Below are 19,538 nucleotides of genomic sequence, written 5' to 3' on the forward strand. Positions count from 1 at the left end.
AACAGGGATGTTTGGCGAGGCGCTGCTTTGTCAGGAACAAATCAGCGCCGGTGCGTTAAGACCGAACGAAGGCGGAGGGCAGTCGCCAGACCGCTTTGGGTGGTGCTGCGAGGGGCTATAGGGGGATTTCGCATAAAATCCCCCTATTCGTACGCAGACACCGAAATGAAAATATCGACCAATTCCCAGCGTCCGAAACCTAAAGATCAAAAACCTATTGCTTTCATCATCCATAAAATCCTGTCAAAAACTTTCAGAAATTATAGGTGTTTAAGCAAAAAACACAAAACCTTGTCAAAAAGTTTCAGAAAACATAGGCGTTTAAGCAAAAACACAAACCTTTGACAAGAACTTTCAGAAAACACCCACGTTTAAGTATAAAATCTAAATAACCTCAACCAAAACCCAAAACACTAAATAATCCAGCGAACGCTTAAATAGAAAGGATATTAACAAAAAGGGGCCGTTAAACTAACCGACCCAAAGGACTAAATAAAAGCTTATTTAATCAAATGACATTAACCAAAATTTGACAAACTGGCCTGTCAAACTGACAGGCCACTACATCGACTATAAAAACGAACGGTAAGGTAATTCCGGTTCGTCAGTAAAGATATCTCTAAAGCCACGATAGTGTTGATAATGCATTTTACCTTTATCAGTTGGATAAGTATAACGCCCACCAACTTGCCAGAAGAATGGCGAGAATTGGTAATCAAGGCGATCTTTTTTCATTTCCCATAACACTTCAATTTCACGAGGATCACTTTGGAAGTTTGCCCAGATATCGTGGTGGAATGGAATCACGACTTTAGTATTAAGTGATTCGGCTGCACGTAAAATGTCTGATGAGGTCATTTTATCGGTTACACCACGAGGGTTTTCACCGTAAGAGAGCAACGCCACGTCAATCTTATAATCGTTACCATGTTTCGCATAGTAGTTAGAATAGTGAGAATCGCCAGAGTGATAAAGTGATCCGCCGGATGTTTCAAACAGATAGTTAACCGCTCTATCATCCATACCGTCTAAAATCGATTTATCGGTTGAAGAGACGCCTTTAGGTAGCGTTACTAAAGAAGTTCGGTCAAATGAGTCAAGCACACGAATGGTGATATCACCCACTTCTATGGTATCGCCCACTTTGGCAACGATGCAACGATCTTCCGGCACGCCCCAGCTTTTCCATAATTCGACACAAGCTTTAGGACCAATAAATTTGACTTTCGGTGAACAATTTTGAATTACCGCCGCTGCCACATTAACGTCAATGTGATCAGCATGATCGTGGGTTGCCATTACTGCGTCGATCTCTTTAATTGCAAAAGGATCAAGCACAAAAGGGCTGGTTCTTAAATTGGGTTGTAACTCACGCACGCCGCCCATACGCATCATTTGATGTTGTTTGTTCATGAAAGGGTTGGCATGAGTTTTTTTACCTGTTCCACACCAAAAATCCACCGAGATATTTGTATTACCAGCCGATTTTAACCAAATCCCGGTACAAGCAAGCCACCACATGGTAAACGTATTGGGTTTAACCTCGGTTGTTTCAATCTCTTCATTAAGCCAAGTTCCCCACTCAGGAAACGTATTTAATATCCACGATTCACGGGTAATTTCGTTCACTTTACTCATACTATGTTCCTTTTAACAATAATAATTAGACTAAAATCACTTCTACACCTTGTTTTTTGATGCTCTCAATTACTTCCTTGTTTGCTTGCTTACCGGTAATTAAGATATCAATTTTACTTACTGGGCAAAAAAGCATGCCTGAATTTGCTTTGGTATCGATTTTTGAACTATCGACCACCACTACCAATTTTTCCGCTTTTTCTAATATTTGCTGTTCAGCTACAGCGCTTAATATTTCATTTTTATAAAGGCCTGTTGGCGTAAGGGTTTTGCCACTGGTAAACATCCATTTACCGGCATAGGAATCTGTGATACTGGCAATTGGGTTGAGGATGATATTTTGTGTTTTGTTATATAAACCACCCATAATGATGACATTTTCATGATCATGCTCAATTAAATAACAAGCCAGTGGAAAGTAGTTGGTGATAATCGAAACCTGCTTGCCACACAATTCACGTCCTAATAAAAAAGCGGTTGATCCACAATTAATCACCACATTTTCATCGTTACTGCATAGCTTTGCTGCTCGTATCGCAATGCGTGCTTTTTCGTGATAGTTTTCGGTGTTGTTGATGTCAATTGGCACCCAAATCGCTTTTTGTTCTTCTAATCGCATAATGCCATTACGAACTTTTTTTACTCGCCCTTCTTGATCTAATTTTGTGATATCACGACGGGCTGTAGCCGGTGAGATCGAAAAAAGTTCGATCAATTCTGTCACTTTGAGCATCCCTTTTTCGCTCACTAAAGCAACAATTTCATTATGTCGAGTTATTTCGTTCATTTATCGCCTCAAGTTGTCCATTTTTTGATTAAATTTGATTATTTGTGATAATAGTTTTCATTCACAATATTGTCAATTATTTTAAAAATCCTATTCCAGTGATATTTCTTTAATATATTGTAAAAAAATAACTTTTGCATTTGTTTGGATCGGTTTTTTTAACAAAAGTGTGATCACAATCACAGATATTAAGTCGAATGAATTAGAAAGGTGATCTTGGTCAAATTAATCATAAATAATCATTGAGTGATTAATTGTGATTGTGAAAAGATGATGTCGGTTAATTGAGTCATTTGCGATTGATTAACCAATGAAGTTTAAATTTATCTCAAAATTAACTTCATCATTAACAACCATATAAGAGACATTTTGATGATTTATTCATCTATCTGTTGTCAGTTCTTCGAATAATTGAAGCAGTAGTGTCCATTACCATTGAGAGGGGTCTATGGAAGTAATCTATAACATATTTTATATTTTTTATAGCCAAGTGATGACAAAGGCGCCTTTGTTACTTGGGTTAGTGACAATGTTAGGCTATTGCCTTTTAAGAAAAGATATCACCACTATTTTAAAAGGAACAATTAAAACTATCGTCGGTTTCATGTTATTGCAAGTTGGTTCGGGCGTTTTGGTTTCGACCTTTAAACCGGTTATCGCCAAACTTTCTGAATATCATGGTATCAAAGGATCAATTATCGATACTTATGCCTCAATGGTGGCGGTTGAGACAGGCATGGGTGAGTATTATTCATGGGTAGGCTATGCGGTATTATTAGCGCTTGCGATTAATATTTTATTGGTTATTTTCCGCCGTATAACCGGAATTCGGACAATTATGCTTACCGGACATATCATGTTCCAACAAGTGGGCTTAATTGCACTATTTTATTTCCTATTTGGTTTTAGCATGTGGGAAACAATCATCTACTCAGCTGTTATTACGGCGCTATATTGGGGAATTTTTTCCAATATGATGTTTAAACCAACTGAGGCAGTCACCGGTGGAGCTGGGTTTTCAATTGGTCATCAGCAACAATTAGGGTCGTGGATTGCGGTTAAATTAGCGCCGAAATTAGGTGATAAAAATGATTCAGTGGATAATCTAAAACTTCCGAAATGGTTGCATATTTTCCATGATAGCATTGCGGCAACCGCAATTGTCATGACGATCTTTTTTGGCATTATTCTACTTTCTTTCGGTTTAGATAATTTACAAACAATGGCCGGTTCAACCCATTGGACAATCTATATTTTAGAGACAGGGCTTAAATTTGCGGTAGCAATTCAAGTTATTGTTGGCGGCGTGAGAATGTTTGTTGCCGAATTATCTGAAGCTTTTAAAGGTATTTCTGAAAAATTAATTCCTAATGCGGTACTCGCCATTGACTGTGCGGCGATTTATGCGTTTTCACCTAATGCAATGGTGTTTGGTTTTATCTGGGGTGCATTAGGGCAATTTTTAGCTATCGCTTTATTACTGGTCTTTAAATCGCCGATTATGATCATTCCGGGCTTTATCCCAATGTTCTTCTCTAATGCGACCATTGGCGTATTTTCTAACCATTTTGGTGGCTGGAAAGCGGTGATGAAGATCTGTTTTGTTATGGGCATGATTGAAGTATTTGGCTCTGCCTGGGTGATTCATATCTTTGCGCAAAATGGTACACCAATCGATTCTTGGATGGGTATGGCTGACTGGGCTATCTTGTTCCCGCCTATTTTACAAGGATTATCTTTCTCTTACTTATTCATCTATGTGCTTATCGCTTTAGCTTTAGTCTATATGTTCTTTGCGGCTAAACAGTTACGTCAAGAAGAAGCAGAACAAAAAAACAGACCGCTGGTCGATGATCCAACTGAAGATGTTAACGAAGCGGTCGTTGAAAAAATGGAAGAAGTGGCAATTAGTGAAGGTAAACCGGTGCGCATTTTAGCGGTATGCGGCAGTGGTCAAGGCTCTTCAATGATGATGAAAATGAAAATTGCCAATTATTTAGATAAGAAAGGCATAGCCAATGTTATGGATTCATGTGCAGTTACCGATTACAAATCCCGTTTACCTAATGTCGATATCATCGTTGCCTCTAAGCATCTGATCCACGAGATTGAAGTCAACGAAGGACAACATGCTTTAGGTGTACAAAATATGCTTAATCCAAACACATTTGGTGATGAACTTATTGAACTGATTAAAAAAGTTCTTGCCCAGTAAATTATATAAAAGGAGCGCAACATGGCTTTGAAAGAATCATTGATTGAAAACAACTCTATTTTACTTAAAGCTGATGCAGCCACTTGGCAGGAAGCTATCAAGTTAGGAACGGATATGCTTGTTGCATCTCAAGCGATTAAACCCTCTTATTATGAGGCGATTATTCACTGCGTAAAAACCATGGGACCTTACATTATTATCGCCCCTAATTTTGCCATGCCACACGCCAGACCCGAAGACGGCGTGAATCGAACAGCATTTGCTTTAGTCACACTCAATAAACCGGTCTACTTTGACGGCGAACCGGAACCGGTTGATGTGCTTATCACGTTAGCGGGCAGTACTTCAGATGAGCATATGCAAGGGTTAATGGAAGTGACACAAGTACTCGATGATGAAAACAGTGAAACTGGTGTTGATCTCGATAAGTTAAGAGCTTGTAAAACCAAAGAAGATGTTTATGCCGTCATCGATAAGGCATTAATGGGAGGTTGATTTATGTATCAGGCTTTAAAAGAGAAAGTATTACAAGCTAATTTAACCCTGCCCAAACATCACTTAGTGACCTTTACTTGGGGTAACGTTTCGCAAATTGATCGTACTAAAGGGGTGATTGCGATTAAACCCTCCGGCGTAGAGTATGAAAATATGAAGGTCGAAGACATTGTTGTCTTGTCACTAGAAGGTGAGATAGTCGAAGGACGATTAAACCCGTCAAGCGATACCGCAACGCATCTTGAGCTTTACAAAGCGTTTAGCAACATTGGTGGCATAGTGCATACCCATTCACCTTTTGCCACCATTTGGGCGCAAGCAGAATTAGATGTACCGGCATTAGGCACAACGCATGCGGATTATTTTTATGGCGATGTACCTTGTACAAGGCGATTGACTGAAAATGAAATTGCGTCAGATTATGAAAAAAACACCGGATTAGTGATTGTAGAGGAGTTCAAGCGTCGTGGTCTTGATCCGGTTGCTATGCCTGGCGCATTAATTTCAGGACATGCGCCATTTTGTTGGGGAAAAGATGCCATTGATGCAGTACATAACGCAGTGGTACTCGAAGAGGTGGCTAAAATGGCGCTGTCAACTCGTCAGCTCAATCCAACAATTCATATTCAACAAGCTTTATCAGATAAACACTATTTCCGTAAGCATGGTGCCAATGCTTATTATGGTCAAAAATAGAATTTAAAGGGGAAGTAAAATGACAAAACCTATGTTACAAATAGCCTTAGATCAAACAGAATTAAAGCCGGCTTTAGAGGTAGCAGAGAATGTTGCCGGATTTGTCGATATTATCGAAGTAGGAACGATTCTGGCATTTGGTGCCGGCATTATTGGTGTGAAAACCTTAAGAGAAAAGCACCCTAATCATATTTTAGTGTGTGATTTAAAAACCACCGATGGCGGTGCTATTTTGGCGAAAATGGCGTTTTCTGCTGGCGCAAATTGGCTCACGGTTTCAGCTGCGGCGCATATTGCAACCATTGAAGCTTGTAAAAAAGTGGCTGATGAGTATAACGGTGAAATTCAAATTGAGCTGTATGGTCATTGGACGCTTGAAGATGCCAAAGCGTGGCGTAAATTAGGCATCAAACAAGCGATCTATCATCGCTCACGAGATGCCGAATTGGCAGGGGTTGGTTGGGGCGAAGAAGATCTGGTTAAAATGCGCCAACTTTCTGATCTGGGGTTAGAGTTATCCATTACCGGTGGCATTGTGCCGGAAGATATACATCTGTTCAAAGGAATTAAAACCAAAGCATTTATCGCTGGTCGAGCACTAGCCAATGAAAACGGTCAACAAACGGCGCAAGCGTTGAGAGATCAAATTGCTAAATATTGGTAAGCGGATTGATGCAGCCACTTAATTGGTGACTGCATCAAGCTTTATTTAATCACTATTAGGTTTAAACTATGACAGAAAGTTCAATCAATATCATCAAATCATCGCCTTTGATCGGTCTTTATGAAAAAGCACTTCCTAATACGCTTTCATGGCAAGAAAAATTTAACCAAGCGAAATCATTAGGATTCGACTTTATCGAACTGTCGATTGACGAAACTGATGAACGTCAAGCAAGGCTCGATTGGTCAGATGAAGAGATTTTCAGCTTAAAGCGATTATGTGAACAAACCGGCATCTATTTTCATTCCATTTGTTTAAGCGCTCACCGTAAATACCCATTTGGCTCAGCGCAGGAGAGTATCCGACAACAAGCTAAAATCATTATGAATAAAGCCATTTTACTTGCTTATAAGTTAGGCGTGAGAGTGATTCAGTTAGCGGGCTATGATGTTTATTACGAACCGGCTAATTTAGAGACTCATCAGCGTTTTATTGAAGGAATGCAATGGAGCGCCAAACAAGCTGAGCGAAGGGGCGTGATGTTAGCGGTTGAGATTATGGATACCAATTATCTCAATTCGCTCAGTAAATTTGAGATTTTACGAAAATCAGTCAACTCCCCTTATTTTATGGCTTATCCGGATGTGGGTAATATTACCGGTTGGAACTATGATGTGTGCACCGAGCTATTACTCAGTAGTGAACATATTGTGCAAATACACCTAAAAGATACTTACAAAGTTAAACCCAATTACGCTGGACAGTTTCGTGATTTAGTGATCGGTGAAGGTGAAGTCGATTTTGCTGCGATCTTCAGAACGCTCAAACAGATGAATTATACCGCACCGCTGGTAATTGAAATGTGGGCACAAGATCAAAACTGGAAACAAAATATCGTGACGGCTAAACAGCGCTTAACCGATATTGCTCAGCAAGCCGATTTTCCACTATTTAGTTAATCGGGTTTAGGTTAATTGTTCCACTCATTTTTTACACTGCTTCACCCCCTTCAAGCTGGTGAAGCGTGTTTATACGCTTATTATTATCACTAAGGTTAAACAGCTAACGATTATTTTTAACCAATTGATTCATAAACTGTTTTTCACTGTTTAACCCTTAATAAACAAGGCAGATATTAAAAATATTATTGGTGATTGTTTGCGCTTGTGGTATTTTATTTATCGGTTTTGGTTATGCTGTCTAATCTATATTATATGTTTCAAGGTCGTGTTTTAACCAGATTTTAAATTTCCAAATTGAAATAAAAATAAGGTATTAAATGACTTTAAGCATTGTTTCAAAAAAATTATCTTTTTTTACATTACCTCTTACTTTTGTTGCACTGTTTTTTATTTTCAGTGTGCTTATTATTCTATGGTTATTTTTGTATCCCTTTATTGGGGTAATTGACCATTTTTATCTATTATGGTCAATTATTAGCGATTATATCCTCTACTTGCATAATGAATTTTATAATTTAATTCCGGTTGCTTTATTAAGTTTTATTGTTTCGGCTTTCGCTTTAAATCGATGTAATATTCATATTTTCACGCTGAAAAATCTCCTTTTGTTAGAAATCAATGTAGTTATAGTCAAAATCTTTGACTTAATATTTGATCACATTTTTGTTAACAGTGACTTATTGGCAAGGTTTATCGCGCCTAATTCAAGTGGCGGGATTGTGACGGCGGCTATCAGCTATAATGTGCTTAAGCTGACCTTAATCGGTCTGATTATCTATTTTTATATTAAACTGATGAGTCCATGGTTTGATAAAAGTAAACAGGTTTTTGAGCTTAACCAACAAAATAGCACTCGTATTCACTTTGTGTTGTTTATTGCGCTATATATGTTCTTGTTTGTTGTGTTTACCGCTTTATTATTGTTCACCACCCTAACCATTTCTAACTATTATCATGCAAGTGAGTTAAATGAGATCTTCCCACTTATGGTTTTTTTGATTAATTTATTGCTGGTTATATTAATTAGTCGAAAACAGTTCAAACAAACTTTTGTAGTGCTACAGACCGATAGAATTATTAAAAGTGCGCTGTTAATTAATCTATTTACGGTGATTTTCAATCTGCTTTGTTTGGCGTTATTGTTTAATAATACTAGATTAATTTATTGGGCAAATAACTTGCGATCGCATTTTAGCTATATTCTACCTTTAATAACGTTATTGATATCGATGATTTGCCCGTGCTTTATTGTCGCTTCAATTACTCGTTATTACTTTGCCGGTTCCACAAAAGGGCATATGTTATTTAAGTAATGATTGTTGTTGTTCACTTTCTAAAAAACCAATGATCTCTTGTTGTGATTTAAGCGTTCGAATATTGCGCAATAATGAAGCTGCCGGTTGATAATGTTGTCTTAGATATGCCAGCCATTGTTTGATTCGAGCAGAATGGTAAAACGGTTTGGCATCGGCTACATGACTGCTTGCGTAGCGACTTAATATTTGTAAAACGTCTTGCCAGCTTAACGGTGCTTGTTTAAAGCGTATCATATTGGCTAAATTGGGTATGGTTAATATTCCCCGACCCAGCATTAGATCGCAACTTAGGCTCTGATTCAAACAATTTTGGGCATCTTTAATAGCAAAGATTTCACCATTGGCTATGACCGGAATGGTCACTTTTTGTTTTATGTGGCCTATGGTCTGCCAATCGATTTTGTCCGCTTGATAACCGTCCTGTTTTGTTCGACCATGAACCACCAATTCAGTAGCTCCGGCACTGGCAATGGCTTGCGCAATCTCATAGCAAAGTGATTTATCATGCCAACCGAGACGAATTTTAACCGATAATATTTGCTCGTTGCCAATCGCTTGTCGGACATGTTGAACAATATCGAAGATCTGCTGTGGATATTGTAATAAATAGGCGCCGCCATGACTGCCAACCACGGTTTTAGCCGGGCAACCAAAATTAATATCCACGCCATAGGAGCCTAATTCGATCGCTTTGAGCGCATTTTCTGCCATCCATTGCGGTGATTGTCCCAGTATTTGGACACGAACAGGTGTGCCCGATGTGGTTTTTCCGCCATGGTTAAGCTCTGGGCAAAGTCGATAAAAGGTTCGATTGGATAATTTATGATGCGTGACGCGCACAAACTCCGTCACGCAATAATCAAATTGATTTATTTCAGTTAAGATTTGTCGGACATGATAATCCAATACACCTTCCATTGGTGCTAATATAATTCGGTTAATATTCATTGTGTTACCCGATTTTTATCGCTTTCACCACAGATCGGACAATCGGGCTGCTTTGAAAGTCCAACCTGATTAAATTGCATACTCATGGTATCAATCATCAGCACCCGACCCACTAATGGCTTGCCATAATTGGTTAAAACTTTAATGGCTTCGAGGGCTTGCATCGACCCAAACATGCCGACTAATGGCGCCATGACACCGGCTTCAACGCAACTTAGTTGATCTTGCCCAAACAGTCGGCTTAAACAGTGGTAACATGGCGTATTAGCTTGATAAGTAAAGGTTGTTAATAACCCTTCCATTCGTATAGCCGCAGCAGAAACTAGCGGTTTTTTAAGCTGATAACAGTTGCCATTAATCTGTTCCCGGGTGGATAAGTTATCGGTGCAGTCAATGACAATGTCGTGTTGTTGAATTAATGCCATTAACTTCTCATCTTCAATTTTATCATTGATTGCAATTATTTCGATATCCGCATTGATGTTAAGTAATGCTTGTTTGGCTTCATCCACTTTAAATTTGTTGATTGACTGCGCAGTATATAAAATTTGCCGGTTTAAGTTAGATGCCGACACGGTATCAAAATCGACTAAAGTTAATTTACCGATACCGGCACTGGCTAAATAGAGTGAAGCGGCACAACCTAATCCGCCCAGACCAATTATTAAAACAGCGCTATTTTTTAAGATCTGCTGTTTATCAATATCAAAACCACGTAAAGTGATTTGTCTGTCATAACGATAGAGTTCTTGATCGGTTAGCGCTTGCATAGGAAGTTGTGTTGGTTGTTAAAAAATCGCTATTATAGCAGAAACTTGGCACAAACATTGTGCCAAGTGAAAAACATTATTTATCGAATTTCGACAAGAAGCTTAAATACTCTTCTTTACTCATCAGTGGTTTATAGTTGGATAATAATGTTTGTGCCGTTTGGGCGTCATCATAAAGCAGATCGATAATGGTACATGCCATCATTTGAGCGGGGCGGATGTAGGCCATATCTTCATCAAATACCGTGTAGTCTTTACCGTGCAGTACGCCTCTGACTGAGCCAATCCATGGATGACTAACCGGCATGATATGTGATAAATCGCCGGTGTCAGTGCTACCCGTCATATGCGGCGCAACAGATACATTTTCTTCGCCAATTAATGCTTCAGCATTGGCTTTTAAAAGGGTATTTAATGTTGGGTTATTATGCAAAGGTAGATAACCGGGTAGATCTTTAATTTCACACGTTGCTCCTACCGCCATTGCGCCGGCTTTTAAGGCTTGATTAATTCGCTCATTGGCATCAATCATCGCCGGAACGTTACCAGCCCTTACATAGCTTTCCATACGCACATCGCTGGGTACCACATTGACCAAATCGCCGCCTTGAGTAATGATTGGGTGAAAACGAATATAGTCTTTTTCCTGAAATGTTTCACGAATCGCATGAACGCCCATCATGCCCATCATGGCGGCATTTAATGCATTGACGCCGGCATGTGGTGCGGCTGCCGCATGAGCGGCTTCCCCTTTGTAGCGGATTAATTTACCAATAAAACCATTACTGGTTGTTGAGATTTCGATAAATCCGTCTTGTTGTTCGGTCGGTACACTGGTTAAATGGATTTGTAATGCCATATCAACATCATCAAATTCACCTCGTGAAATCAGTTCCGGTTTACCGCCGATATATTTAATTTTGCCTTCTTCAATAAGGCGATTTCGGTAAGTAATTTCAACATACTCTTCGGCCGGTACAGCAAATGGCACCACATCGCCGGCTAAAAACTGCATGGCGCCGGCGTCAATTAATCCCATAGTGACCGCCATCATGTTGGCAATTTGGGCATTATGACCACAACAATGCGCAGCACCGGATGTTTCATCTGCGGACGGGTGGTCAGCGCAAATAATTGCATCAAGTTCGCCAATGACAGCAACGCTGTATTGGCTACCTTTCCCCCCTTTTAAGCGGCCTTTAACGCCAGTTACCGCCAGTTTATTTTTATACGGTACGCCGAGCGCATCAAACGCTTGTTCAACTTTTTTGGCGGTTTTATGCTCTTTATAGCCCAGCTCCGGTTCAACCCAAATCGCTTCAGCAAGGGTTTTTATATCTGCTTTACGGTTGGCAATCGCTTGGCAAACCTGTTTTTTAAGTTCTTCTTTTGTCATCAATATCATCCTTATCTAAATTAGATAACGCCTTCCCATTGTAATGTGATTTGAGCAATAATTGCCGCAAAAATAAAGGTGCCCGAAAATACCGCTAGCGATACCGGAATGATTCGCCACGATATACTTTTAAATAAAGCAAGATCTTTACCGATTGCTAATCCTGCATAGGCAAGCACCGGTGTACAAACCGCTAGCAAAGAGACCTCATTGGTTATCGATACCACTTGCTCATTAAATGGAAAGATTGGGGAGGACGCCACCGCAGCGGCAACCGATACCCATAAAATAACCGGTAGTTTATTGAGCACCGGAATTTTGCTGATAAAAAAGCCGACAATGGATATCGCGACTAAAATAGCCATGGCTTGTAGTGAAAGCATAAAATCAATGTGATAACCGACTGAGTTGCCAGCAGCCATGATAATTGCAACTAAAATAAGTAAAAAGAGTGTTTCTAAAATCTTCATAATTATGCGCCCTCTTTATTGCGTCGAAAACGGGCAAGCGTATTATACAAAAATGATGCAAATGGTAGAGAAAATAAAGTATAAATATAGATGCCAACAATGCTCGACATTAAATTAGCGGTTGTGGCATAAGCTTTAATTTCGTTCGCCATGTGCGGGTAAAGATCGCTGATTGGTGCAAGGGAGGCGGCCATCATGCTGCCACTTCCAACCCCAGCGCCCATGGCTAAAGCATAAGGATGCAAAATATTAAATTTAGCCATTAAAGTGGCAAGAATACTCATCCATATTGCGCCATAAAGTGTGCCACAAACATACATTGCCATCACACCACGTCCTTCCGGCGATTCAAGGCCATATTTGTCGGCAACAATCGCAATATTGGGTTCACGCGCAACCGAGTAAGTAGCGCCAACCGCTTCTCGTTTCATCCCTAGCATCATTGCCAGCGGTAAGCCTAATAATATGGTACCGGCAAAATGTCCCAGCTCTTGAAAAATCAAAGCGAGTTTTGCGTCGTGTAAAATCATATCAATTTTGGGACCCACTGATACTCCAAGTTTGGCAACCAGTAGCATTAAGGTAATAATCATCACGGTGCTGGCATGATTCATATTTTTAATTTTCAGTATCTTCAATTTCGGTAAACTAATAATGCCGCCAATTATCATGGCAAACAGCATTGGGTAAACCACAATTGTCCAAATTGATTGCTTACCGATAAACTCACATAATAAAACAACAAGCAGTGCAAGAAAATGCACTCTATAGTCTTTTAAAACCTCCATCCTAACTCCTTATTTTTATTGCTATTAGTCTAATTTTTTTAAACTATCTATCTTAAACTATTGTTGCTCCCAACGTATTTTTAAAATGATTCAAAGCCCATTGATGACCAACGGGATCGAAGCTAGCTACCGCATTTTGATGAATCACGATGTTATAACCTAAATTGTAGGCATCGACGGCGGTATGTAATATGCAAATATCAGTACAAACGCCGGTTAAGTGGATTTCACTAATGTGTCTTTCACGTAAGCGTAAATCGAGATCTGTGCCACAAAAGGCAGAGTAGTGACGTTTATTGATCCAATAAAGGTGATCACTATTTTTATGTTTTTGATATAGCGAATCTAAACGACCAAATAATTGTTGCCCACTAGTGCCAATAAGATTATGTGGTGGAAAGAGTTTATTTTCCGGATGATAGCTATCTGAAGGATCATGCGCATCAATGGCGAAAACGACAAAATGGTTATCTTTAATAAATGATTGCGTTACTTTTACTATTTCAGACTCAATATGTTGACCAACTGAACCGGTCGTTAAAGCACCATTGTCTGCAACGAAATCGTTAGTGTAATCAATTGAAATTAAAGCTTTCATATAAAGTAAACAAATTAGCTAAGAAAGTTAAAGCTTATTAATAAATATATGATATGACAAGTGATTTTCATTAACCGTTTTGATGAGATTTGTCAGTACTATAAAGGAATAATTGGTATCTTTTTGAATTTCATTTACTTTATATAACTTATTTATAAAGTAAATTTATTATCAAAAACTGAGTATAAGTAAATTAAATGATGATTATTTTTATCATAGTCTTTATACCCGGATAAATTGCTCTATAATAACTAGCATTTTTGGCAATAGTACACAGGATATTTTAATGAGAACAATTTATTGCGGGCAACTCAATGCAAATTATATTAATCAAGAAGTCACTTTATGCGGTTGGGTTAATAAACGTCGAGACTTAGGTGGTATGATTTTTATTGATATGCGTGATCGTGAAGGGATTGTGCAAGTCTTTTTTGATCCCGATTATCAACAAGCATATCAACTTGCTGGCGAACTTCGTAATGAATTTTGTATTCAAATTAAAGGTAAAGTGCGAGCCAGACCGGAAGGACAAATCAATAAAGATATGGCTACCGGTGAAGTTGAGGTATTGGCGACAGAATTGACAATATTTAATCGCAGCGATGTTTTACCACTCGATTTTAATCAAAATAACAGTGAAGAGCAGCGATTGAAATATCGCTATATCGATCTGCGTCGCCCGGAAATGTCTACCATTTTTAAAACTCGAGCGAAGATCACGGCTTTTGTGCGCGCTTTTATGAATGAGCACGGCTTTTTAGATATCGAAACACCGATGTTAACCAAAGCAACGCCGGAAGGCGCTCGTGACTATTTAGTACCTAGTCGTATTCATCATGGTGAGTTTTATGCGCTGCCACAATCGCCACAACTGTTTAAACAACTGTTAATGATGTCAGGTTTTGATCGTTATTATCAAATTGTTAAATGTTTTCGTGATGAGGATCTTCGTGCTGACCGCCAGCCAGAATTTACGCAAATTGACGTTGAAACATCGTTTATGACTGCTGAACAAGTTCGTGAAATCATGGAACAGATGATCCGCGAACTTTGGCGACATGTCAAAAATGTCGATCTGGGTAAATTCCCGGTAATGACTTATGCTGAAGCAATGCGCCGTTACGGCAGTGATAAGCCGGATTTACGTAATCCGCTGGAAATTATTGATGTGGCAGATTTGGTTAAAGATGTCGATTTTAAAGTATTTTCTGCGCCAGCCAATGATGCCAAAGGTCGGGTTGCTTTGCTGTGTGTACCTAATGGTGCGCAGTTAACACGTAAACAGTTAGATGATTATACGCAATTTATTTCAGTTTACGGCGCTAAAGGTATGGCTTGGATCAAAGTTAATGAGCGTAGCAAAGGTTTAGACGGGGTACAAAGCCCGATTGCGAAATTCTTCAATCAATCGCAAATGGAAGCGTTACTTGATCGTGCTAATGCCAAAGACGGTGATATCTTATTATTTGGTGCTGATAGCTATAAAGTGGTCAGTGATGCACTTGGCGCTTTACGTTTAAAAATTGGTAAAGATTTAGCTTTAACCGACGAAAGTAAATGGGCGGTGCTTTGGGTGGTTGATTTTCCGATGTTTGAAGAGACGGATGACGGACTTAGTGCAATGCATCATCCATTTACCTCACCGAAAGATTTTACACCGGAGCAACTTATCAATAATCCACAAGCGGCGGTGGCAAATGCGTATGATATGGTGATTAATGGTTATGAAGTTGGTGGTGGATCGGTGCGTATTTATCGTAGTGAAATGCAGCAAGCCGTATTCTCTATTTTGGGGATTGATGAACATGATCAACGTGAAAAGTTTGGCTTCTTACTTGATGCATTAAAATATGGTACTCCACCACACGCAGGCTTAGCATTTGGGTTAGATAGATTAACTATGCTGTTATCGGGCACTGATAATATTCGTGATGTTATTGCCTTCCCTAAAACTACAGCGGCAACCTGTTTATTAACTGATGCACCAAGCCCGGCTAATCCTGCCGCATTGGTCGAACTTGGCATTGAAGTCAGTAAAAAATAGCGATAATTTGATGCGAATGTTTAAAAAACCGGAATCTGTCTTAGTTGTTATTTTTTGTCAAACAACCAAACGCTGTTTGATGTTGCAACGCAAAGACGATCCGAATTTTTGGCAGTCGGTCACAGGTAGTATGGAAGATGACGAATTGCCGCAAGATACGGCAATTCGTGAAGTTATGGAAGAAACAGGTATCGATATAATCGGTCAAAAGCTAAAGTTAATTGACGCTAATTATAGTGTTGAATTTGAGATTTTCCCGCAATTTATACATAGATATGCTCCAAATGTTAAAATAAATAAAGAACATTGGTTTTATCTGCCAATTTCCTCTGAGGTAACCCCAATATTATCTGAACATTTATCTTATCAATGGATGACAATAAAAAACGCTGCAAATCTTACTTTATCGCCAAACAATGCTGAGGCGATCGGTAAAATTGATAGCATCATGAAACATAATGAAGAGGTCAACAATGAAATTAAGTAAGTTCGCTATTGTTTTAAGCAGTTTGTTCTTTTTTAGTTTTAATAGCCATGCCGATACCATCATCATTAAAGAGTGTAGGACAAATCCGCATGATTATTTAGTGTTTAATGAGTCCGATAATGTCATTTCTGAAAATATTGTAGATCACCAATTCGCCAACAATCCGGATCTGAAAGATGACACGATTGTGGAAATCTATACTAACGATTATTATGAAGATCGTAATGATTGGATAGCTTCATTTACATTTGAAGATAAACATAAAAGCTATCTATTGTATCAAGTTGATAAAGACGAGTTTACTGAGCTTGACCAAAATCAATATCAATTTCTTTTAGCCAAAATAGTTAAGTGTAATGCTGATAAACAACAGCCTATTTACAGTTTGAATTTCGATGTTGATTAATCAATAGTCAAAATTGGATTATTCACATCAACTTTGAATATAATTAAAAAAAGTGTCGGGACTAATCGGGAGTAATCATGCATTTTTCTACTTTTCGTGAATTTTTAACTTATCTTGAGCAGCAAGGTGAGTTAAAAAGAATAACTTACCCTATTAATCCTTATCTTGAAATGACGGAAATTGCTGATCGGGTATTACGTCAGCAAGGTCCGGCGCTATTATTTGAAAATCCTATCGGTTACGATATGCCGGTACTTTGTAATTTATTTGGTACTGCCAAACGTGTTGCTATGGGAATGGGGCGGGAAGATACCACCGCACTGCGTGAAATTGGCGAACTATTAGCTTTTTTACGTGAGCCGGATCCGCCTAAAGGCATTCGTCAATTTTTCAATGTATTACCTAAATATAAGCAAGTGTTAAATATGCCGGTTAAACGCCGATCATCTGCACCTTGTCAGGAAGTGATTTTTAAAGATGACGAAGTGGATCTAAATCGTTTACCTATTATGCATTGCTGGCCGGAAGATGTCGCGCCACTGCTTTCCTGGGGACTGACGATTACCAAAGGCCCCTATAAAGATCGGCAAAACTTAGGGATATATCGTTTACAGTTATTAGGAAAAAATAAGTTAATTATGCGTTGGTTGTCACATCGTGGTGGCGCCCTTGATTTTGCCGAATGGCAACAAGCATACCCTAATGAAAAGTTTCCGGTTAGTGTCGCAATTGGTGCCGATCCGGCAACGATATTAGGGGCGGTAACCCCGGTACCTGATACCTTATCAGAATACGCTTTTGCTGGATTACTACGAGGCGGGCGAACGGAAGTTGTCAAATCTTTATCCAACGAACTGGATGTCCCTGCCAGCGCTGAAATTATTTTAGAAGGGTATATTGATCCAAATGAAATGGCGCCGGAAGGTCCGTTTGGTGATCATACCGGTTATTATAACGAAGTTGAGCAATTTGCTGTATTTACCGTTACCCATTTGACTCGTCGTCAAGATGCGATATATCACTCCACTTACACCGGCAGACCACCGGATGAACCTGCGGTTATGGGATTGGCATTAAATGAAGTGTTTATTCCCATATTACAAAAACAGTTTCCCGAAATTGTTGATTTTTACTTACCGCCAGAAGGGTGCTCTTATCGTATTGCTATCGTTACGATTAAAAAGCAGTATCCCGGTCATGCCAAACGAATTATGATGGGGGTTTGGTCTTATCTCCGTCAATTTATGTATACTAAGTTTGTTATTGTGTGTGATGATGATATTAATGCCCGGGACTGGAAAGATGTGATGTGGGCAATTTCTACCCGTATGGATCCGCATCGTGATACTACATTTATTGATAATACACCGATTGATTATCTCGATTTTGCCTCGCCTGTTTCGGGATTAGGCTCTAAAATGGGGTTAGATGCGACCAATAAATGGGTGGGTGAAAGCCATCGTGAATGGGGAAAAATAATTAAAAAAGATCCTAAAATAATTGCGCATATTGACGATATTTGGGATGAACTTGGTCTTTAGTCTGTTTTATCAATACTGTTTTTAGTTATTACCTCAATGCTATTTGGTTTAGTTAAAAAAGTGTTGCTAGAGAGTTAAAGATAGCTTTAAGTTGTATATACAATGATACGGGTTTTTATCCAGTTAATTGATATAACTGAGTTATCTTTATTGTTTTATAAACAAAAACTATTGCCTTGTGACGCAATTATGTATAATCACTGCCATGTTATGGTAAATAGAAAATTATGAGAAAAATACAAACTTTATTAGCTTTGCTATTATCGATAACTTTTACGGTAACAGCAAATGAAGCCAAAGTGCAGACCGATACCGAAATAAAGGTAAGCGATCCTAATGCATTAATTCCTTCTTTACAACTTTCTGCGGAAAAAGGTAATGCCGAATCGCAATACTCACTTGCCACTATTTATAAACAAGCTTCCGGTGATCAAAGTAGTGATTTAAAAGCGCTGTTTTGGTATGGAAAAGCGGCTGAACAAGGGTTAGCTAAAGCGCAAAATAATTTAGCTTATATGTATCTCAATGGCTTAGGTACCAAACGCAACTTACCTCAAGCAATTAAGTATTTTAAAATGGCTGCTGATCAAAATTATGCTTTAGCAAAGTATAATTTAGCGATGATGTATAAAAATGGTGAAGGGGTCGAAAAAAACATCCAAACGGCTATCGACTATCTGACCCAAGCCGGTGATGGCGGAGTGTATGATGCCTATCTTAATTTAGGTATTATGTACTATTTTGGTGACGGGGTAGAGGAAAATCGGATAACGGCTGCTGACTGGTTTAGTCAAGCCGCTAAAGATAACAACGCTGAAGCACAATATTATCTGGGGTTAATGTCTCAAAAAGGTGATGGGTTAACGAAAGACGATGTGGCTGCCACTTACTTTTTTACTCAAGCAGCTCAACATGGCCACGTATTAGCGATGTTTAATTTAGGGATTATCTATGCAACCGGTAGCGGTACTCGCCCTGATAATGAACAAGCTGCTTATTGGTTTACTCAAGCTGCCGAAGCGGGTAATGCCGAAGCGCAGTATAATATCGCTGTGATGTATGACGTCGGTAGTGGCGTTGAAAAAGACGAGAAAAAAGCGGTTGAGTGGTATTTCAAAGCTGCTGAGCAAGGTAGTGTCGATGCACAATATAATTTAGCCGTTAAATATTTACAGGGTCAAGGTTTAGAGAAAGATAAAAAGAAAGCTATATACTGGTTCACTAAAGCAAGTGAACAAGGTGATCCGGATGCAAAAAATTATTTAGAAGAGCTTACTGTAGAAAAATAAAAAAAGGGCACAACGCCCTTTTTTTATT

19 protein-coding genes are annotated in these 19,538 nt (G+C 39.0%); 11 read left to right on the plus strand and 8 right to left on the minus strand.

Going from position 1 to position 19,538, the window contains the following annotated elements:
* Positions 1-570 precede the first annotated feature (570 nt).
* Complete coding sequence (ulaG, locus tag J3U42_RS00005; RefSeq protein ID WP_267329851.1) at positions 571-1,638, minus strand: L-ascorbate 6-phosphate lactonase; 1,068 nt, start codon at positions 1,636-1,638, stop codon at positions 571-573.
* Between the two features lie 25 nt (positions 1,639-1,663).
* Positions 1,664-2,425 (minus strand): HTH-type transcriptional regulator UlaR, encoded by a 762-nt coding sequence (gene ulaR / locus J3U42_RS00010; protein ID WP_220218161.1) that lies wholly within the window; start codon positions 2,423-2,425, stop codon positions 1,664-1,666.
* Positions 2,426-2,873: 448 nt separating this feature from the next.
* Here ulaR and J3U42_RS00015 point away from each other — a divergent pair, with 448 nt between their 5' ends.
* From J3U42_RS00015 to J3U42_RS00040, 6 genes are all read left to right on the plus strand, one after another.
* On the plus strand, positions 2,874-4,640 hold the full coding sequence (locus J3U42_RS00015) for a PTS ascorbate-specific subunit IIBC (protein ID WP_220218160.1): 1,767 nt from the start codon (positions 2,874-2,876) through the stop codon (positions 4,638-4,640).
* Positions 4,641-4,661: 21 nt separating this feature from the next.
* The gene (locus tag J3U42_RS00020) at positions 4,662-5,135 is read left to right on the plus strand and encodes a PTS sugar transporter subunit IIA (RefSeq protein WP_220218159.1); all 474 of its coding nucleotides are present in this window, start codon (positions 4,662-4,664) and stop codon (positions 5,133-5,135) included.
* A 3-nt stretch (positions 5,136-5,138) separates the two neighbouring features.
* Positions 5,139-5,831, plus strand: coding sequence for an L-ribulose-5-phosphate 4-epimerase (locus J3U42_RS00025; RefSeq protein WP_267329852.1), 693 nt, complete (start codon positions 5,139-5,141; stop codon positions 5,829-5,831).
* A 19-nt stretch (positions 5,832-5,850) separates the two neighbouring features.
* Complete coding sequence (locus J3U42_RS00030) at positions 5,851-6,495, plus strand: 3-keto-L-gulonate-6-phosphate decarboxylase UlaD (RefSeq protein ID WP_220218157.1); 645 nt, start codon at positions 5,851-5,853, stop codon at positions 6,493-6,495.
* 68 nt (positions 6,496-6,563) lie between these two features.
* Positions 6,564-7,454, plus strand: coding sequence for an L-ribulose-5-phosphate 3-epimerase (locus J3U42_RS00035; RefSeq protein ID WP_267334884.1), 891 nt, complete (start codon positions 6,564-6,566; stop codon positions 7,452-7,454).
* Positions 7,455-7,774: 320 nt separating this feature from the next.
* A complete protein-coding gene (locus tag J3U42_RS00040) occupies positions 7,775-8,770 on the plus strand; it encodes a hypothetical protein (RefSeq protein ID WP_267334886.1) in 996 nt (331 codons plus the stop codon).
* Here J3U42_RS00040 and dusC read toward each other — a convergent pair.
* The 6 genes from dusC to J3U42_RS00070 all read right to left on the minus strand — a co-directional run bounded on the left by dusC (position 8,759) and on the right by J3U42_RS00070 (position 13,743).
* On the minus strand, positions 8,759-9,721 hold the full coding sequence (gene dusC / locus J3U42_RS00045) for a tRNA dihydrouridine(16) synthase DusC (protein WP_267334888.1): 963 nt from the start codon (positions 9,719-9,721) through the stop codon (positions 8,759-8,761). The two genes, J3U42_RS00040 and dusC, sit on opposite strands and share 12 nt — an antisense overlap.
* Positions 9,718-10,491, minus strand: coding sequence for a molybdopterin-synthase adenylyltransferase MoeB (locus tag J3U42_RS00050; RefSeq protein WP_267334890.1), 774 nt, complete (start codon positions 10,489-10,491; stop codon positions 9,718-9,720). Before J3U42_RS00050 ends, dusC begins: the two co-directional genes overlap by 4 nt.
* A 76-nt stretch (positions 10,492-10,567) precedes the next feature.
* Positions 10,568-11,887 (minus strand): amidohydrolase, encoded by a 1,320-nt coding sequence (locus J3U42_RS00055; protein WP_267334892.1) that lies wholly within the window; start codon positions 11,885-11,887, stop codon positions 10,568-10,570.
* Between the two features lie 20 nt (positions 11,888-11,907).
* Positions 11,908-12,357 (minus strand): hypothetical protein, encoded by a 450-nt coding sequence (locus tag J3U42_RS00060; protein ID WP_220218151.1) that lies wholly within the window; start codon positions 12,355-12,357, stop codon positions 11,908-11,910.
* Between the two features lie 2 nt (positions 12,358-12,359).
* On the minus strand, positions 12,360-13,145 hold the full coding sequence (locus J3U42_RS00065) for a DUF3100 domain-containing protein (protein WP_267334894.1): 786 nt from the start codon (positions 13,143-13,145) through the stop codon (positions 12,360-12,362).
* A gap of 52 nt (positions 13,146-13,197) precedes the next feature.
* Complete coding sequence (locus J3U42_RS00070) at positions 13,198-13,743, minus strand: cysteine hydrolase family protein (protein WP_220218149.1); 546 nt, start codon at positions 13,741-13,743, stop codon at positions 13,198-13,200.
* Between the two features lie 286 nt (positions 13,744-14,029).
* Between J3U42_RS00070 and aspS the strand changes: the two genes are divergently transcribed.
* From aspS to J3U42_RS00095, 5 genes are all read left to right on the plus strand, one after another.
* Positions 14,030-15,787, plus strand: coding sequence for an aspartate--tRNA ligase (gene aspS, locus J3U42_RS00075; protein ID WP_255556144.1), 1,758 nt, complete (start codon positions 14,030-14,032; stop codon positions 15,785-15,787).
* 16 nt (positions 15,788-15,803) lie between these two features.
* Complete coding sequence (nudB, locus tag J3U42_RS00080; RefSeq protein ID WP_220218148.1) at positions 15,804-16,274, plus strand: dihydroneopterin triphosphate diphosphatase; 471 nt, start codon at positions 15,804-15,806, stop codon at positions 16,272-16,274.
* Positions 16,261-16,680 (plus strand): hypothetical protein, encoded by a 420-nt coding sequence (locus J3U42_RS00085; protein ID WP_267334898.1) that lies wholly within the window; start codon positions 16,261-16,263, stop codon positions 16,678-16,680. The genes nudB and J3U42_RS00085 overlap by 14 nt, the downstream gene beginning before the upstream one ends.
* Before the next feature lie 77 nt (positions 16,681-16,757).
* Positions 16,758-18,221, plus strand: coding sequence for a 4-hydroxy-3-polyprenylbenzoate decarboxylase (gene ubiD, locus J3U42_RS00090; protein ID WP_267334900.1), 1,464 nt, complete (start codon positions 16,758-16,760; stop codon positions 18,219-18,221).
* A gap of 227 nt (positions 18,222-18,448) precedes the next feature.
* Complete coding sequence (locus J3U42_RS00095; RefSeq protein ID WP_220218145.1) at positions 18,449-19,510, plus strand: tetratricopeptide repeat protein; 1,062 nt, start codon at positions 18,449-18,451, stop codon at positions 19,508-19,510.
* Positions 19,511-19,538: the final 28 nt, after the last annotated feature.

It is taken from the genome of Gilliamella sp. B2923, assembly GCF_026536565.1.
GTDB lineage: Bacteria > Pseudomonadota > Gammaproteobacteria > Enterobacterales > Orbaceae > Gilliamella.

Coding starts and splice junctions, on each gene's coding strand:
- ulaG (WP_267329851.1), bottom strand. CDS start 1,638: ATGAGTAAAGTGAACGAAATTACCCGTGAATCGTGGATATTAAATACG.
- ulaR (WP_220218161.1), bottom strand. CDS start 2,425: ATGAACGAAATAACTCGACATAATGAAATTGTTGCTTTAGTGAGCGAA.
- J3U42_RS00015 (WP_220218160.1), top strand. CDS start 2,874: ATGGAAGTAATCTATAACATATTTTATATTTTTTATAGCCAAGTGATG.
- J3U42_RS00020 (WP_220218159.1), top strand. CDS start 4,662: ATGGCTTTGAAAGAATCATTGATTGAAAACAACTCTATTTTACTTAAA.
- J3U42_RS00025 (WP_267329852.1), top strand. CDS start 5,139: ATGTATCAGGCTTTAAAAGAGAAAGTATTACAAGCTAATTTAACCCTG.
- J3U42_RS00030 (WP_220218157.1), top strand. CDS start 5,851: ATGACAAAACCTATGTTACAAATAGCCTTAGATCAAACAGAATTAAAG.
- J3U42_RS00035 (WP_267334884.1), top strand. CDS start 6,564: ATGACAGAAAGTTCAATCAATATCATCAAATCATCGCCTTTGATCGGT.
- J3U42_RS00040 (WP_267334886.1), top strand. CDS start 7,775: ATGACTTTAAGCATTGTTTCAAAAAAATTATCTTTTTTTACATTACCT.
- dusC (WP_267334888.1), bottom strand. CDS start 9,721: ATGAATATTAACCGAATTATATTAGCACCAATGGAAGGTGTATTGGAT.
- J3U42_RS00050 (WP_267334890.1), bottom strand. CDS start 10,491: ATGCAAGCGCTAACCGATCAAGAACTCTATCGTTATGACAGACAAATC.
- J3U42_RS00055 (WP_267334892.1), bottom strand. CDS start 11,887: ATGACAAAAGAAGAACTTAAAAAACAGGTTTGCCAAGCGATTGCCAAC.
- J3U42_RS00060 (WP_220218151.1), bottom strand. CDS start 12,357: ATGAAGATTTTAGAAACACTCTTTTTACTTATTTTAGTTGCAATTATC.
- J3U42_RS00065 (WP_267334894.1), bottom strand. CDS start 13,145: ATGGAGGTTTTAAAAGACTATAGAGTGCATTTTCTTGCACTGCTTGTT.
- J3U42_RS00070 (WP_220218149.1), bottom strand. CDS start 13,743: ATGAAAGCTTTAATTTCAATTGATTACACTAACGATTTCGTTGCAGAC.
- aspS (WP_255556144.1), top strand. CDS start 14,030: ATGAGAACAATTTATTGCGGGCAACTCAATGCAAATTATATTAATCAA.
- nudB (WP_220218148.1), top strand. CDS start 15,804: ATGTTTAAAAAACCGGAATCTGTCTTAGTTGTTATTTTTTGTCAAACA.
- J3U42_RS00085 (WP_267334898.1), top strand. CDS start 16,261: ATGAAATTAAGTAAGTTCGCTATTGTTTTAAGCAGTTTGTTCTTTTTT.
- ubiD (WP_267334900.1), top strand. CDS start 16,758: ATGCATTTTTCTACTTTTCGTGAATTTTTAACTTATCTTGAGCAGCAA.
- J3U42_RS00095 (WP_220218145.1), top strand. CDS start 18,449: ATGAGAAAAATACAAACTTTATTAGCTTTGCTATTATCGATAACTTTT.